The sequence below is a fragment of the Mesorhizobium sp. XAP4 genome (assembly GCF_029269325.1).
Classification (GTDB): domain Bacteria; phylum Pseudomonadota; class Alphaproteobacteria; order Rhizobiales; family Rhizobiaceae; genus Mesorhizobium; species Mesorhizobium ciceri.
Map to the genome: position 1 here is coordinate 298213 of NZ_JARIXW010000003.1, position 15644 is coordinate 313856.

At 63.5% G+C, this 15644-nt stretch carries 15 protein-coding genes; all 15 read right to left on the bottom strand.

Features of this window, described 5'->3' with window-relative positions; genetic code table 11:
- Positions 1-27 precede the first annotated feature (27 nt).
- The 15 genes from P3C39_RS14860 to P3C39_RS14930 all read right to left on the bottom strand — a co-directional run bounded on the left by P3C39_RS14860 (position 28) and on the right by P3C39_RS14930 (position 15627).
- Positions 28-2397 (bottom strand): aminomethyltransferase family protein, encoded by a 2370-nt coding sequence (locus P3C39_RS14860; protein ID WP_275953794.1) that lies wholly within the window; start codon positions 2395-2397, stop codon positions 28-30.
- 267 nt (positions 2398-2664) lie between these two features.
- Positions 2665-3288, bottom strand: a complete 624-nt coding sequence (locus P3C39_RS14865; RefSeq protein WP_275953793.1) for a sarcosine oxidase subunit gamma family protein — start codon at positions 3286-3288, stop codon at positions 2665-2667.
- A complete protein-coding gene (locus P3C39_RS14870) occupies positions 3281-6262 on the bottom strand; it encodes a sarcosine oxidase subunit alpha (RefSeq protein WP_275953792.1) in 2982 nt (993 codons plus the stop codon). Before P3C39_RS14870 ends, P3C39_RS14865 begins: the two co-directional genes overlap by 8 nt.
- Positions 6262-6537 (bottom strand): sarcosine oxidase subunit delta family protein, encoded by a 276-nt coding sequence (locus P3C39_RS14875; RefSeq protein WP_275953791.1) that lies wholly within the window; start codon positions 6535-6537, stop codon positions 6262-6264. Before P3C39_RS14875 ends, P3C39_RS14870 begins: the two co-directional genes overlap by 1 nt.
- Positions 6538-6553: 16 nt before the next feature.
- Entirely contained in the window at positions 6554-7807 is a 1254-nt protein-coding gene (locus P3C39_RS14880) for a sarcosine oxidase subunit beta family protein (protein ID WP_013532907.1), read from the bottom strand.
- Between the two features lie 36 nt (positions 7808-7843).
- Entirely contained in the window at positions 7844-9151 is a 1308-nt protein-coding gene (gene glnT / locus P3C39_RS14885) for a type III glutamate--ammonia ligase (protein ID WP_275953790.1), read from the bottom strand.
- A gap of 61 nt (positions 9152-9212) precedes the next feature.
- A complete protein-coding gene (locus P3C39_RS14890; RefSeq protein WP_063167615.1) occupies positions 9213-10541 on the bottom strand; it encodes an FMN-binding glutamate synthase family protein in 1329 nt (442 codons plus the stop codon).
- Between the two features lie 6 nt (positions 10542-10547).
- A complete protein-coding gene (locus tag P3C39_RS14895) occupies positions 10548-11273 on the bottom strand; it encodes a GXGXG domain-containing protein (RefSeq protein ID WP_275953789.1) in 726 nt (241 codons plus the stop codon).
- Between the two features lie 4 nt (positions 11274-11277).
- A complete protein-coding gene (locus P3C39_RS14900) occupies positions 11278-12174 on the bottom strand; it encodes a glutamine amidotransferase family protein (protein WP_063167616.1) in 897 nt (298 codons plus the stop codon).
- A gap of 105 nt (positions 12175-12279) precedes the next feature.
- Positions 12280-12603: a hypothetical protein gene (locus P3C39_RS14905; protein WP_063167617.1), complete on the bottom strand. Its 324-nt coding sequence runs from the start codon at positions 12601-12603 to the stop codon at positions 12280-12282.
- Positions 12600-13289, bottom strand: a complete 690-nt coding sequence (locus P3C39_RS14910; protein WP_275953788.1) for a hypothetical protein — start codon at positions 13287-13289, stop codon at positions 12600-12602. Before P3C39_RS14910 ends, P3C39_RS14905 begins: the two co-directional genes overlap by 4 nt.
- A 45-nt stretch (positions 13290-13334) precedes the next feature.
- Positions 13335-14738: an amino acid permease gene (locus P3C39_RS14915; protein ID WP_024502594.1), complete on the bottom strand. Its 1404-nt coding sequence runs from the start codon at positions 14736-14738 to the stop codon at positions 13335-13337.
- Between the two features lie 14 nt (positions 14739-14752).
- Positions 14753-14914, bottom strand: coding sequence for a hypothetical protein (locus P3C39_RS14920; protein WP_013532900.1), 162 nt, complete (start codon positions 14912-14914; stop codon positions 14753-14755).
- 35 nt (positions 14915-14949) lie between these two features.
- Entirely contained in the window at positions 14950-15327 is a 378-nt protein-coding gene (locus tag P3C39_RS14925; RefSeq protein WP_013532899.1) for a hypothetical protein, read from the bottom strand.
- Between the two features lie 12 nt (positions 15328-15339).
- Positions 15340-15627, bottom strand: coding sequence for a hypothetical protein (locus P3C39_RS14930; RefSeq protein ID WP_013532898.1), 288 nt, complete (start codon positions 15625-15627; stop codon positions 15340-15342).
- Positions 15628-15644 lie beyond the last annotated feature (17 nt).

The window sequence follows — 15644 nt, forward strand, 5'->3', positions numbered from 1 at the left end:
CCTCACTGTCTTGGGAGGGAAGGGCCGTCAGGAACGCGGTTTGGTCTTTTGCGGATCGTAGTGGGCGAAGGCGACGACTCGCGCCGGCAGCCGCTTGGCATGGCCGTCGAGCTTGCCGATCTCGACCTCGGTACCGACAGCCGAATGGGTGACATCGAGCCTGGCCAGCGCGATGGTCTTGTTCAGCACCGGCGAGCGCATGCCTGACGTGACCACGCCGATCTGGGCACTGCCGACATGCACGCAATCGCCATGGCCGACGTCGACATTGGCGTCGATGTCGAGACCGACCAGCTTCGTCTGCGGGTGCTCCTTGCGGCGGATCAGCGCCTCGCGGCCGACGAAATCGTCGGTCTTGCTCTTCAGCGGCACGGTGAAGCCGATGCCGGCCTCGAACGGATCGGTCTGGTCGGAAAATTCGTATCCGGCGAAGATCAACCCGGCCTCGATGCGCACCATGTCCAGCGCCTGCAGTCCCATCGGCTTCAGCCCGTGAGGCTGGCCGGCTTCCCAGATGGCGTCGAAGACTTTTTCGGCGTCGCGCGGATGGCACCAGATCTCGTAGCCGAGCTCGCCGGTATAGCCGGTGCGCGAGACGACGACCGGAATGCCGTTGCCGCCACCAATGCGGGCGACGGCGAAGCGGAACCATTCGAGTTCGTCGATCGACGGCTGCAGCGGCGAGGTCCAGATCACCTCCCTGAGGATGTCGCGGCTCTTCGGTCCCTGCACGGCGACATTGTGCATCTGGTCGGTGGAGGAACGCACAAGGACATTGAGGCCGAGTTTTGTCGCCGTCTCGCGCAGCCACTCGCCAGACAGATCGTCGCCGCCGACCCAGCGGAAATTGTCCTTGCCCAGCCGCAGCAGGGTGCCGTCATCAATCATGCCGCCATGCTCGTAGCACATGGCCGAATAGACCACCTGGCCAACGCCAAGCTTCTTGACGTCGCGGGTCAGCGTGTATTGCAGCAGCGCTTCGGAATCCGGGCCGGTGACCTCGAACTTGCGCAGCGGCGACAGGTCCATGATCACCGCGTCTTGGCGGCAGGCCCAGTATTCGGCGATCGGCCCGTCCTTGGCGAAGGAATTGGCGAGCCAATAGCCCTTGTACTCCTGAAAGTTGCGGGTGTGCTTGGCAAAGCTCGAATGAAAAGCGGTCTCGCGGGTCATTTTCGGTTCCGAATCGGGCGTCATGCGTCTGGCGATCGCTCGCGAGAATTTGTGCTGGCCGGAATAGGTCCGCACATGGATGTCGGTCGGGTTCCAGCCATTGGCCGGCGTCGTGTCGTCGGGGCAGGCGGAGGAAACGCAAACGATGTCGGTGAGCGCCCTGAGCAGCACATAGTCGCCCGCCCGCGACCACGGCTCGTCGGACACCATGACGCCATGCGCGTCGATCGCCGTGTTGAAGAAGAAGTTGATCGCCATCCAGCCCGCGCGGGGATTGACGCCCTTGCCGGCCAGAGCGCCGTTGAAATTCTCCGAACAGTTGGTGTGTCCGGGATAGCCGATGTCGTCGTAATATTTGGCGGCGCAGGCGAGCGCGAAGGCGTCGTGCCGGCCGCATGTGTCCTGCACCACCTCGACCAGCGGCTCCATGTCCTGGTCATAGTATTTGGAATGCAGGCCGGGCATCGGGTAGCTCGCACCCATGAGCGTGCGCGTCGTCGTCACGTCGAGCGGATGATCCAGTCCCCTGTCCAGCTTGCGCGCCGAAAAGCACTGGAAATCGGTGCATTGGCGCCCGTCGACATCGATGATCTGCAGATAGTCGCCAGCCCTAACGAAATAGGCCTCCGCGGTCGCCGAATGGACGCGCAAATCGAGCACCGGGTCGGCAAGCGGATCAGCCAATACCGATTTCGCCGCCGGGCGGATCGTGGCGCGGCGAACGAAGACGGTCAGCGGTGTCGCCGTGTCATGACCATCGACCAGCATCGGCCCGCCGGGGGCGGCAATCAGCACCGCACCATCGCGTGCGACGGTGAAAGCCTGCTCGGTGCCGGCCGGTGTCGTGACGCCGAACACCCGCACGGCCTTGGCGTGGTCAAGCTGCACCTGCCGGCGGGCGAGCCCGCTCCGCAGGGATGCGAGACTGTCGTCGCCCTCTATGAGCAGCGCTTTGATGCCGGCAGCGTTGCTGTTCGATGCTTCACCAAAAATGCCGGGATCGGTCGCGCCGGTCCTGTCCCAGGCCAGAAGTTCGCAGGCCTGGCCGCCTTCGACATTGCGCACGGTGATCGCGTCGCCGGCCTCGATGTCGATCAGCACCGCGCCGTTGCCCTGGATCGTATAACGCTCCATGCCCGGCGGCAGCGCGATCTGGCCGGGCCTCAGGATGAGGCTAGGCTTGGGCGGTCCGGCGGCAATTGCGGGGTAGGGCGACTGGCTCATCTCAGCCTTGCGGTTCGAGAAACAAGTTTGCCTGTGCGTGAAATTATTTTAGCGGGAAGAATAGCAGGGGGATCGCGTTTGGCAAGGAGAGCGCGCTTTTTCCCTTCTCCCCTTGTGGGAGAAGGTGGATCGGCGCGCAGCGCCGAGACGGTTGAGGGGTGCTGGCCGGATCACCGTTCTTGCCAAGCTGGAGCACCCCTCATCCGACCTCGCTTCGCGAGGCCACCTTCTCCCACAAAGGGGAGAAGGGAAGGCCGCGCACAAGCGTTACGCTAAGTCCTTGGAGTGACTGATGTCCACGCCGTACTCCGCGCCCGAATCCAGCATCGTATGCGAAAGGCTCTCGGCAAACGTCGCAAACATCAGAACGTTGAACACCGCCTGCCCATCCGTCCGATCACTGTCGCGCCAGAGCGTGACGCTGGTGTGATCCATCGACGTCGCGGCGGCGGCGCCAACCGGAAACGCATCGGGATGCAAATCGATCGACGACAGTTTCGCCAGCATTGTCCGCGCCTTGGCGCCGGAGATGCTGACCAGAACCCGCGCATGCGACTGGTCCGACAGCGAGCCGGACAATGCGGGCTCCAGCGTCTGCATCGTGTGCTTGCCGCCCTTCGACAGCACGAAGAACTGGTCCGGTCCCGACCAGATCAGCGTTGCGTCCGAAGTCCGCACCGCCTTGGGCGCATCAGGGACAGCAACACCAAACCGAGCCTTGGCGGCTTGTCCCAGCTCGGCCGCCTGGCCGCGCCGCGCCATCACCTGGATCAGATCAAAATTGCGGATCTCGGTCAGCGAGACGCCGGCCTCAATACCGCGTGCACCATGCACGCCGGCAACGAGCGCCTTTTCAAGCGGACTGCGGGGAGCCCAGGAAAACTCAACCACGCTGGCGCCCTCCATCCGGGTCGTAGAAGACGGGATTGCAGAGTTCGACGTCATAGTCTTCGCCGCGCAATGGATCATGCGCGTGCACGATCTCGCCGATGCGTTCGCGGCCGCGTTCGACAAGCGCGAGCCCGATCCACTGATCCAACGTCGGCGAGAAGCAGACCGAGGTGACATAGCCCTGGTCGTTGCCGGGGCCGGGCGTCTGCCCCTTCGGGATGATGTGTGCGCCGGAGCGCAGCCGACGTGTCTCGTCCGTCGGCTTGATGCCGACGACGACCTGGCGATCCGGGGCTACCAGCGCCTCGCGTCCGGCCATGACGCGGCCGATATAGTCTTTCTTGGTCGACATCATCTTGCCCAGACCAAGATCGGCCGCTGTCGTCGTGCCGCTCAGTTCCGGTCCGGCGATGTGGCCCTTTTCGACGCGCATGACGCCGAGCGCCTCGGTGCCGTAAGGCGTCACGCCGAATGGCGCACCGGCTAGCATCAGATTGCGCGCCATCGCATCGCCGAAGCGTGCCGGTACCGAGATCTCGAAGGCCATTTCGCCGGAGAACGAGATGCGGAACAGCCGCGCCTTCAGGCCGCCGCGCAATGTCACTTCGCGCGCGCCCATGAACGGAAAGCCTTCGTTGGAAAGGTCCTCGGACTCATCAACGATCTGTTTCAGCAACTCCCGCGCGCTCGGTCCAGCGATCGAGAACTGCGCCCACTGGTCGGAGACGGAAGTGAGCTGCACGTCGAGCTCCGGGAACAGCACCTGGCGGCAGAATTCGAGATGCTGCATCACCAGACCGGCCTTGGCCGTGGTGGTGGTGAGAAAATAGTGGTCTTCGGCCAGCCGCGACGTGGTGCCATCGTCATAGACGATGCCATCCTCGCGCAGCATCAGACCGTAGCGCGCCTTGCCCACTGCAAGACTGGAGAAGGTGTTGATGTAGACGCGGTCGAGGAAGGCGCCGGCATCCGGACCGTGCACGTCGATCTTGCCGAGCGTCGAGACATCGCAGAATCCGACGCCTGAGCGCACCGCCTTGACCTCGCGCGTCACCGATTCCAGCCAGTCCTTCTCGCCCGCGCGGGGGTACCACTGCGCCCGTTTCCAAAGACCGGTGTCGACGAAGACAGCACCTTGTTCCACCGCCCAGTGATGCGACGGCGTCAGCCGCGTTGCATGAAAAGTCTCATCGCGATGGTGTCCGGCAAAGGCGCCGATGGCGACGGGCACGTAAGGCGGGCGATAGATGGTCGTGCCGGTCTCGGGAATGGATTTGCCTGTTACCGCCGCCATGATGGCGAGGCCGGCGACGTTGGAGGTCTTGCCCTGGTCGGTCGCCATGCCGAGCGTGGTGTAGCGCTTCAGATGCTCGACCGATTCAAAACCCTCGCGCTGCGCCAGCTCGATGTCGGACGCGGTGACGTCGTGTTGCTGGTCGACAAAGGCTTTGCCCTTGCCGGCGACATGCCAGAGCGGGGTGAGCGAGAAAACCTCGTCGTCGGCGACAGGCGCCGATCCCGCATTGCCGGTCCGGCCGGCATTATGCGCGGCTGCCGCGCCGGCGGCAAAGCCTTGACTGAGGCAGGCGCCAAGGCCAAAGGCACCATTGGCGGCACCTGCGGCGACCATGCCTGGAGGCGCGCCGTCGGGCACGAAGGCGGAGATGTCGCTGCGCCATTTCGGCCGGCCGCGATGATAGGAGGTCAGCCCGACCGCCGGGTTCCAGCCGCCGGAAACGGCGAGCCCGTCCGCTTCGACCTCGGCGCGCGCGCCGCCGGTCAGCGACACCGCGATTTTCCTGACGCCATCCTTGCCGCCGTCGACGCCGCTGACGGAACCGTGCAGCACCGGGAAGCCGCCCTTCGAGGCCAGCGAACGATGCGCCGGCGATATTTCGGGCCGTGCATCGATGACCGCCGCGATCTGCAGGCCGGCACCGAGGGCCGCTCCGACCGTGCGCCAGCCATCCTCATTGTTGGTGAACAGCGCGATCCGCTTTGCCGGTGTAGCGGCGTAGCGCGCGACATAGGTGCGCATGGCGGAGGCCATCATCACGCCGGGCGTGTCGTTGCCGGCAAAGACGATCGGCCGTTCGATGGCGCCGGCTGCCACGACGCAGCGCTTCGCCACGATCCGCCACAGGCGCTGGCGCACCTGGTGCTCGGGCGGCGAGGGCAAATGGTCGTTGACCCGCTCAATGGCGCCGTAGGTGCCGCCATCGTAGACGCCGAACAGCGTCGTGCGGGTCATGACGCGGACGTCGGGCATACCAGCCAGTTCAGCCAGCGTCCGCGAAATCCACTCGGCCGCAGGTTCGCCGTCGATCATTCCGCCATCCGACAGCAGACGGCCGCCGAGGACAAAATCCTCTTCGCACAGGATGACGCGGGCGCCAGAGCGGCCGGCTGCCAATGCCGCGGCCAGGCCAGCCGGGCCGGAGCCGGCGATCAGCACATCGCAATGCGCCCATGCCTTGTCGTAATGGTCGGGATCGGCGATGCCGGCGGCACGGCCAAGGCCTGCGGCGCGGCGGATCGCCGGCTCATAGATCGCTTCCCAGAACTTCGCCGGCCACATGAAGGTCTTGTAGTAGAAGCCGGCGACGAAGATCGGCGCGAACAGCTGGTTGACCGACATCACGTCGTGGCGCAGCGACGGCCAACGGTTCTGGCTGGCGGCCTCGAGCCCGTCATAGAGTTCGGCCGTCGTCGCCTTGGTGTTCGGCTCGCGCCGTGCCCCGGTGCGCAGCTCAACCAGCGCGTTGGGTTCTTCCGAGCCCGCAGTCAGGATGCCGCGCGGGCGATGGTATTTGAATGAGCGGCCGACCAGCTTGACGCCGTTGGCGATCAGCGCCGAGGCGAGCGTGTCGCCCTGGAAGCCGGAGAAAGCCTTGCCGTCGAAACGGAAGTTCAGCGGTGCCGAGCGGTCGACAAGCCCGCCATTGCCGAGCCGGTGTGTCTGCGCGCCGGCCATCACGCACCAACCTTCGCAGCGCCGGCACCAGCCGCCGGTTCGATGGAGGAAATCTCGTGCGTCAGCGTGTTGCGGGTGACCTTCAGCCAGGCCCGGCAACCACCGCCATGGTACCAATATTCCCTGGTCGCGCCGGCGACATTGTCGCGCAGATAGACATAGTCGAAGACCTCGTCTTCCGAGGCGCCGGCCTCGGGCCGCACCGGCTTGGCGTCGCCGAGATAGGTGAACTCGCCGAGTTCGCGTTCACCGCAGAAAGGACAGGCAATGCGCATTTCTTCTAAACCGCCTTCAATGCAGGTTCGGTTGGGCGCCCTGGCCCTTTTCGTCGATCATGGCGCCAGTTCGGAACCGGTCTAGGCGGAACCGTGCCGCTTCTTCATGCGACTCGTCGCGAGCCAGGAGGTGCGCAAAGACAAAACCGGACCCTGGCGTCGCCTTGAAGCCGCCATAGCACCAGCCCGCGTTGAGATAGAGCCCGTCGACGGGCGTCTTGTCGATGATCGGTGAACCATCCATCGACATGTCCATGATGCCGCCCCACTGGCGCAGCAGGCGCACCCGGCCGATCATCGGCATCAGCGCCATGCCGCCCTCGCAGACGTCTTCCATCACAGGCATGTTGCCGCGCTGGGCGTAGGAATTGTAGCCGTCTATATCGCCGCCGAAGACGAGGCCGCCCTTGTCGGACTGGCTGACGTAGAAATGGCCGGCGCCGAAGGTCATGACGCCCGGGATGAGCGGCTTGATCGCCTCGGAGACGAAGGCCTGCAGCACATGGCTCTCGATCGGCAGGCGCAGACCGGCCATTGCTGCGACGCGCGACGAGGAGCCGGCGACCGCCATGCCAACCTTTCCGGCGCCGATCTTGCCGCGCGACGTCTCGACGCCGGTCACCTTGCCATTGGCGTCTCTGACGAAGCCGGTGACTTCGCAATTCTGGATGATGTCGACGCCGAGTTCGCTCGCCGCATGCGCATAGCCCCAGACCACTGCATCGTGCCGCGCCGTGCCGCCGCGCCGCTGCAACAGCCCGCCTTGCACGGGAAAGCGCGCATTGTCGAAGTTCAGGAACGGGATCATCTTCCTGACGGCAGCGAGGTCGAGCAGTTCGGCGTCGATGCCGTTGATGCGCATAGTGTTGCCGCGCCGCGCATAGGCGTCGCGCTGCGCATCGGAATGGTAGAGGTTGATGACGCCGCGCTGGCTGACCATCGCATTGTAGTTGAGGTCCTGCTCCATCCGCTCCCACAGCTTCATCGACAATTCGTAGAAGCCGGTGTTGCCGGGCAGACCGTAATTGGAGCGGATGATGGTGGTGTTGCGGCCGGCATTGCCGGAGCCGATCCAGCCTTTTTCGAGCACGGCGACATTCTTGATGCCGTACTCGCTGGCGAGGAACCAGGCGGTGGCCAGCCCGTGCCCACCGCCGCCGATGATCACCACGTCGTAGCGATCCTTCGGCGTGGCGTCGCGCCAGGTGCGCTGCCAGTTCTTGTGGCCGGACAGGGCGGCACGAGCGAGCGAGAAGATCGAATATTTCATCAGTTCATTCCGAGGTCGCTCGCGTCGCGCTGGTGGTCAAATATCCAGCGTGTGGTCGCGCTCCCATTGCGTGAAGTGCGAAGCATAGGAATTCCATTCCTGCTGCTTCAGCTTTAGATATGCCGACGAAAATTCCTCACCCAGCGCCGCCTTGAGCGATTTGTCATTATCGAACTCGCGCAGCGCGTCGAGCAGGTTGAGCGGCAGCTTCGGTGCGTCTGTGACGGTATGGCCGAGCTGGTACATGTCGATGTCGTGGCGCTTGCCCGGATCGGCCTTGGAGCGGATGCCGTCGAGGCCGGCCGCGATGATGACGGCCTGCAGCAAATAGGGATTGGCCGCCCCATCCGGCAGCCGCAGCTCGAAGCGGCCGGGGCCGGGCACCCGCACCATATGGGTGCGGTTGTTGCCGGTCCAGGTCACCGTGTTCGGTGCCCAGGTCGCGCCCGAAATGGTGCGCGGCGCGTTGATGCGCTTGTAGGAATTCACCGTCGGGTTGGTGATCGCGGCCAGTGCGGAGGCATGTTTCATGATGCCGCCGAGGAAATTCCTGCCCTTGGCCGACAGGCCGAGCTCCATCGAATTGTCGGCGAAGACGTTGGTCTTGCCGGCCTTGTCCCAGACCGAGATATGCGCATGGCAGCCATTGCCGGTCAGGCCCTGGAAGGGCTTCGGCATGAAGGTCGCGCGCAGGCCATGCTTTTCCGCGATCGACTTGACCATGAATTTGAAGAACGAGTGCTTGTCGGCGGTGGCCAGCGCGTCGTCGAAGGCCCAGTTCATCTCGAACTGGCCGTTGGCGTCCTCATGGTCGTTCTGATAGGCGCCCCAGCCGAGCGCCAGCATGTGGTCGCAGATCTCGGCGATGACGTCGTAGCGGCGCATCACCGCTTGCTGGTCGTAGCAGGGTTTTGAGGCCGTGTCGTATTCGTCGGAGATCGTCTTGCCGTCAGGCGAGATCAGGAAGAACTCGGCCTCGACGCCGGTCTTGACATGCATGCCGTCGCTGGCGGCTTCCGCGATCAGCCGCTTCAGTGTGTTGCGCGGCGCCTGGTCGACCTCCTTGTCGTCCATGATGCAGTTGGCCGCGACCCAGGCGACCTCAGGCTTCCACGGCAGCTGGATCACCGAATCCGGATCCGGCACCGCAAGCATGTCGGGATGCGCCGGCGTCAGGTCCAGCCATGTGGCGAAACCGGCAAAGCCGGCGCCGTCCTTCTGCATGTCTGATATCGCCTGCGCCGGCACCAGCTTGGCACGCTGGCCACTGAACAGGTCAGTGTAGGAAATCATGAAATATTTGACGTTTTTCGCCCTTGCGAATTCAGCAAGATCAGTTGCCACGGTAGTTCCCCATTTTTATCGATTGTTGTTCCCGAGTATGCGGGAATCGGCCCTTCGTTGATCAGAAGCCGTTCTTCCCCGGTATCCAGTTGGTGCCGGCCAGCGGCACGCCGGCCATGGCGGCTGCCTCGATCGTCAGCGCGACGAGGTCCTCGGGTTCAAGATTGTGCAGGCTGTTCTTGCCGCACGCGCGGGCGATCGTTTGAGCCTCAAGCGTCATCACCTTGAGGTAGTTCGCCAGCCGGCGCCCGGCAGTCACCGGATCGACCCGCTTCATCAGTTCCGGATCCTGCGTGGTGATGCCGGCGGGGTCGCGACCCTCGTGCCAATCGTCATAGGCGCCGGCCGTGGTGCCAAGCTCGTTGTACTCCGCCTCCCAGCGCGGATCGTTGTCGCCGAGCGCGACAAGGGCAGCCGTGCCGATCGAGACCGCGTCGACGCCGAGCGCCAGCGCCTTGGCGACATCGGCGCCGTTGCGAATGCCGCCGGAGACGATCAGCTGCACCTTGCGGTGCATGCCGAGGTCCTGCAGCGCCTGCACGGCCGGCCTGATGCAGGCAAGCGTCGGCTGGCCGACATTTTCGATGAACACTTCCTGGGTGGCGGCGGTGCCGCCCTGCATGCCGTCGACGACAACGACATCGGCGCCGGCCTTCACGGCAAGCGCCGTGTCATAATAGGGGCGCGCGCCGCCGACCTTGACGTAGATCGGTTTTTCCCAGTCGGTGATTTCGCGCAATTCGAGGATCTTGATCTCGAGATCGTCGGGTCCGGTCCAGTCGGGGTGGCGTGAGGCCGAGCGCTGGTCGATGCCTTTCGGCAGCGTGCGCATTTCGGCGACACGATCCGAAATCTTCTGGCCAAGCAGCATGCCGCCGCCACCCGGCTTGGCGCCCTGGCCGACGACGACCTCGATCGCATCGGCGCGGCGCAGATCGCGCAGGTTCATGCCGTAGCGCGACGGCAGATATTGATAGACCAGTTGCTTGGAATGGCCGCGCTCCTCCTCGGTCATGCCGCCGTCGCCCGTCGTGGTCGAGGTGCCCGACAGGGTAGCGCCGCGTCCGAGCGCTTCCTTGGCCGGACCCGACAGCGAGCCGAAGCTCATGCCGGCAATGGTGATCGGAATCTTCAACTCGATCGGCTTCTTGGCATGGCGAGAGCCGAGCACCACGCTGGTGTCGCAGCGCTCGCGATAGCCTTCGAGCGGGTAACGCGAGATCGAGGCGCCGAGGAACAGTAGGTCGTCGAAATGCGGCAGCTTGCGCTTGGCGCCGGCGCCACGGATGTCATAGATGCCGGTCGCCGCGGCACGGCGGATCTCGGAAAGCGTGTAGTCGTCGAAGGTCGCGGATTTGCGCGGCGTCGTCGGCGGGTTCCTGTAGGTCATGCTGCCTCAATACGCGTCGGCGTTGTCGATATTGAAATTATAGAGGGTACGCGCCGAGCCGTAGCGCTTGAACTCCGACGGCTTGACGCCGGTGACGCCGGCGCGGTCGAGCAGGCCCTGCAGCAATTCCAGATGCTCGGTCCGCATTTCCTTGGCGATGCAGTCGGCGCCCAGGCTGTCGACCTTGCCGCGCACGAAGAGCCGCGCCTCGTAGATGGAATCGCCGAGCGCATCGCCGGCATCGCCCAACACCACCAGATTGCCTGACTGCGCCATGAAGGCCGACATATGGCCGATATTTCCATGCACGACGATATCGATGCCCTTCATCGAAATGCCGCAGCGCGACGAGGCGTTGCCTTCGATGACCAGCAGGCCGCCCTTGCCGGTGGCGCCGGCATACTGGCTGGCGTCGCCTTTGATGGTGATCGAGCCCGACATCATGTTCTCGCCGACTCCAGGCCCTGCCGAGCCATGCACGGTAATGGTGCTGCCGGAATTCATGCCGCCGCAGTAATAGCCGACGCTGCCGCGCACATCGATGGCAACAGGCTGGTCGACGCCAACGGCCACCGAATGGCTGCCTTTCGGGTTCAGCACTTCCCATGCCGTTTCGTTCGAGCCGGGAGCCAGATTGTGCAGCGCCTGGTTGAGTTCGCGCAGCGACAACTGGTCGAGATCGAAGACCCGAGGGTCGTGTGCCGCGGTTTTTGAAAACGTGGTTGCCGGCATGAACTCAATGCTCCCAGAAATAGACGGTTGCGGGCTCGGGTTCCCAGACCCTCGCATTGTCTATGCCGGGCAGTTTGGTCAGCGCGCGATATTCCGAGCCGAAGGCGACATATTGGTCGGTTTCGGCCATCACGGCTGGCTTGCAGGCAATCGGATCGCGCACCACGCCAAAGCCGTTCTTGGTGCCGACGACGAAGGTGAAGAAGCCGTCGAGGTCGGAGAGCGTGCCTTCCAGCGCCTCGCCGAGATTCTTGCCATGCGCCATCTGTGACGAGAGATAGGCGGCAGCGACTTCGGTGTCGTTCTCGGTTTCGAAGGTCATGCCTTCGCGGATCAGTTCGCGGCGGACATTGTTGTGGTTCGACAGCGAGCCATTGTGCACCAGGCACTGGTCGGCGCCGGTCGAGAACGGATGCGCGCCCATCGTCGTCACCGCCGATTCCGTCGCCATGCGGGTATGGCCGATGCCATGTGTGCCGGTCATCTTGCGGACATCGAAGCGATCGACGACTGCCTCGGGCAGGCCGACTTCCTTGTAGATCTCGACCACGTCGCCGGCGCCCATGATGCGGATGTCGGGGCGCAGCGCCTGGATGGTTTCGCGCGCTTCATCGATCTTCGCGGGGGTGGTCCTGACGACTGCATGGGTGGATTTCACCGCGATCGTCACCGGCGTGCCGATGGCCTTGGCGAGCTCCGCCTCGAGGCCGCGGAAATCGCGGTCGGGCTTGGCCGACTGGATGGTGATCTTGGCCTCATTCTTGGACGGCGCGCCATAGATGGCGATGCCGGCGCTATCGGGACCGCGATCGCTGAGCGAGATCAGCATCTGCGACAGCATCGCGCCAAGCTGGGGTTCCAGCGACTTGTCCTTCAAAAACAGTCCGACAATTCCACACATGTCAGCCTCCCGACGTTTTGTAGCTAAGAGATCGTTTGCAACTCTGAAAATGATGTATCGAATGAGGTCCGCAAATTCAATCGTATGAAAAAAATATTCCTCTAATTACCTATGCGTCTCAATGCCGCTCTGCCCACTATCGTTGCCTTGCCGGGCGTTGTGAACCCATTTGGCGGTGCGGATGCGGGCGAGCTTGTAGGCGTCCAGGATCGACAAAGCATAGATCAGGAAGCCGCCGGCGTGACGGCCGACGAAGCTGGCATCGGGCGGCGCGATCTTGGCCGTCACCCATGCCAGGATCACCATGAAGAAAAGGAATTGAAGGCCGCGCACCGGCACGCCCAGAATGACGTGCCCGCTTCCCGGCAGCACGATTGCGGCGCCGAGAACCAGATAGGGATTGGCGGGTGCAGTGGCGGAACTGGTCATGCGGCCTGCCGTTCGCTTTTGTTGATCGCGTCGCGAAGCGCCGACACCGACATCAGCAGCCTTTCGATCAGCGCGGGATCGAGTGCGGCGTCGCCGAATTCGGCCTGCCGGAAAACGCCATAGCGCGCCCGCTCGGCTTCGGCCAGAAGCCAGACGATGCGTATACCCTTGGGCGTGATCAGCAGTTCCTTGGCGCGCCCTTCGGAAAAGATCTCGATATGGCTGGCGATCAGGCCTTGCGGAAAGCGCGCCGCCCTGCGGTCGGTGCGCAGCACCGACTCGGCGGGAAATCCCGGAGCCTTGGGCAGCGTATGCTCGAGATGATCGAAATTGGAGAAGGTCGTCGGCGAGCCCGGCCGCATCATCATGTCGAAGGTGGCTGGTACCGCGACCTCTTCGGTGATCGAAACACTGAGCCAGCGCGCCGGCAGTTTGCGCGTCGCCAGCGTATCGACGATGGTGCGCACCTGGACACGTTTGCTGTTCCAGGATCCTTCCCAGGTGATGACGCCGGCGGTGCCATCCGAAACATTGGCAGCATCGGCGATGATTGTGCGGATGCGGTCCTGCTCGACGGCGAGCGCCATCGATGCCCTGCTGCGGCTGGCACGCGCTTGCCAGGCAAGGTGGAGAACGACACCCAGGACAATGGCCCCGGCCAGCAGTGCTGATGTCAGCTCGGACATTTTCTCATGCCAGGCCCGCCCGGGATCCGGACGGGCCTACTCCCATCAATAACCCTGCGGCTTTGGCCACGGCATGGTGAACTGGTCGCCGCGCCGCACGAATTTGTAACGGTAGAAGTGGAACCACAGCGAGATCAGGAAGTAGAAGGCGACCATGGCGATCAACTGCGAGCCGAAGCCGAGGAAGATTGCGAAGAAGGTCACCACGCACAGGCAGAACAGCACCATGGCCGGGATCGGATGGAAGGGGTGGGTGTAGCCTCGGCGGATCGAGCCCAACGGCCACTTCTTGCGGAACATGATGATGTTGATGCTCATGAACGTGTATTGCAGCACCCCCGACAGGATCGAAAAGGTGATCGCCTGGTTGAGGTCGGCGATGAAGGCGAAGGCCAGCGCGATCGGCAGCAGGAACAGGATCGAGCGATAGGGCGTGCGATATTTCGGATGCACGGCCGAGAACCATGTCGGCAGATAGCGGTCACGGCCGAGCGAGAACCAGGCGCGCGCCGCATCGTTGATGCAGCCATTGGCCGACGCCAGCGCCGCCAGCAGCGTGGCGACGAACAACAGGTTCTCGAGCAAAGGGCTGCCGGTCAGCTTGCCGGCGTCCCACAGTGGATAGTAGGTGATGCCGAGATATTCCCAGGGCATCAGCGAGGCGCAGACATACCAGGTCATGGCCGCCGCGATCAAAAGCGTGATCATGCCGGCCATGGTGCCGTAAGGCAGCGAGCGGGCCGGGGAGCGCACTTCCTCGGCGGCCTGTGTGGTGCCTTCGATGCCGAGATAGTACCATATGCCGAACTGGAAGGCGGCGATGACGCCGATCCAGCCATAGGGAAGCGCATTGCCTGGGGTGACCAGTTCGTTCAGCTTCAGCACCGCGCCTTGCGTCCACGGGCTGACCGAAAAGAACAGGATGACGATCGAGATATAGGCGATCGCGGTGATGACGAAGTTGACGTTGAGCGTCATCAGCACGCCGCGATAGTTCAGCCACGCCAGCACGACGATGGTCGCGGCGATGAAGGAATTGTGGGTGAGCCCTTCGACGCCGGCCTTGGCGACGATGGTGTCGCCGAGCAGGATGGCGTCGGACACTTCGAGCATCGTGTAGGCAAAGACCAGGAACAGCGCGACGTTGAACGCCATCAGCGGTCCGACGATGTGCTTTGCCTGCGCATACTGGCCGCCAGCGGCGGCCACGGTCGATGTCACCTCGGAATCGATCATCGCAACCGAGGTGTAGAGCAATCCGACGACCCAGCAGACGATCAGCGCGGCCAGCGCGCCACCCTTGTCCGCCGAGAAATTCCAGCCGGTGAATTCGCCGACCAGGACGATGCCGACGCCGAGCGCCCAGACATGGGCCGGTCCGAGCACGCGCAGGAGTGAAACTCTGTCCCCTTGGACAGCCGGGGCAGCCGGTTCAAGTGCGATCGTCATTGTTCAATCCTCACTCAGATCCGGTGTTTTTCGGAAGTGGCTTCCAGTTCGCCTTCGCGCGAGGAGGTCAGCACCTCTTCGGAGAAGGTCGTGTCGACCTTGAACCAGTCGTAGAGCATCCACAAAGCGAGCACGATCGAGATGCCCCAGCATGCGTAAGAGAGTGCCACCCACATGATCGTGTCCCCGAATTAAATCGTCCTCAGAACTCTTACTTGTCGTCGAATTTTTCGTTGATGACGTCGCGATATTCGCGGTCGGATGCGCGAAACAGGAAGACGAAATAGCCTATCAGCACCGCAGCCATTATGATCAGCGTCGGCCAGTCGATGACATAATGGAAGCGGTTCTGGATGATGTCGTGCGCGGTCTCGGGCGTGTAGCCGAGCTTTTCCCAGATCGAGGCCATGGTCGGGTTCTGGCCGAGCGCTTCCCACGTCTTGGCGTCGAGCGCGTCGATGGATTTCGCCGCGCCGGCGAGGCCCAGTTTCAGCGGCAGCCACAGCGCCACGAAAATGGCGACGACGACGACGGCGATGTCGAAAACCTGCCCGGCCTTGCTCTGCTCCGGCGGCGTGTAGCGGGACATTTCTTCTACCCCTCAGGACTTGCGGTTGCGGAATGCGTCGGCGTTCTTGATGTCGAGCCCGTAGATGAATTCCTTGTCTTCCTTGTAGTGCTTGACCATCGCCAGGATGGCGGCCGTGTTGAAGATCAGCACGGCGGCGGCGGCGATCGCGACCACGGCCTTGATGCCGCTGTGCGGGATGTAGGGCCATGTCATGAGCAGGACGAAGAGGATCGTCGCCCACAGGCAGACGATCAGGAGCGCAGATCCGCGCACGTCGGAGCGGTACAGCGCTTCGATGCGCTGTTGCATGTCTGACATCGGTTTTCCCCTTTTTC

Excerpts from the sequence above, each read along its gene's own strand:
- P3C39_RS14910 (WP_275953788.1), bottom strand. The coding sequence starts at position 13,289 with ATGTCCGAGCTGACATCAGCACTGCTGGCCGGGGCCATTGTCCTGGGT.
- P3C39_RS14925 (WP_013532899.1), bottom strand. The coding sequence starts at position 15,327 with ATGTCCCGCTACACGCCGCCGGAGCAGAGCAAGGCCGGGCAGGTTTTC.
- P3C39_RS14920 (WP_013532900.1), bottom strand. The coding sequence starts at position 14,914 with ATGTGGGTGGCACTCTCTTACGCATGCTGGGGCATCTCGATCGTGCTC.
- P3C39_RS14870 (WP_275953792.1), bottom strand. The coding sequence starts at position 6,262 with ATGGCCGGCGCGCAGACACACCGGCTCGGCAATGGCGGGCTTGTCGAC.
- P3C39_RS14860 (WP_275953794.1), bottom strand. The coding sequence starts at position 2,397 with ATGAGCCAGTCGCCCTACCCCGCAATTGCCGCCGGACCGCCCAAGCCT.
- P3C39_RS14875 (WP_275953791.1), bottom strand. The coding sequence starts at position 6,537 with ATGCGCATTGCCTGTCCTTTCTGCGGTGAACGCGAACTCGGCGAGTTC.
- P3C39_RS14930 (WP_013532898.1), bottom strand. The coding sequence starts at position 15,627 with ATGTCAGACATGCAACAGCGCATCGAAGCGCTGTACCGCTCCGACGTG.
- P3C39_RS14915 (WP_024502594.1), bottom strand. The coding sequence starts at position 14,738 with ATGACGATCGCACTTGAACCGGCTGCCCCGGCTGTCCAAGGGGACAGA.
- P3C39_RS14890 (WP_063167615.1), bottom strand. The coding sequence starts at position 10,541 with ATGACCTACAGGAACCCGCCGACGACGCCGCGCAAATCCGCGACCTTC.
- P3C39_RS14905 (WP_063167617.1), bottom strand. The coding sequence starts at position 12,603 with ATGACCAGTTCCGCCACTGCACCCGCCAATCCCTATCTGGTTCTCGGC.
- P3C39_RS14880 (WP_013532907.1), bottom strand. The coding sequence starts at position 7,807 with ATGAAATATTCGATCTTCTCGCTCGCTCGTGCCGCCCTGTCCGGCCAC.
- P3C39_RS14895 (WP_275953789.1), bottom strand. The coding sequence starts at position 11,273 with ATGCCGGCAACCACGTTTTCAAAAACCGCGGCACACGACCCTCGGGTC.
- P3C39_RS14900 (WP_063167616.1), bottom strand. The coding sequence starts at position 12,174 with ATGTGTGGAATTGTCGGACTGTTTTTGAAGGACAAGTCGCTGGAACCC.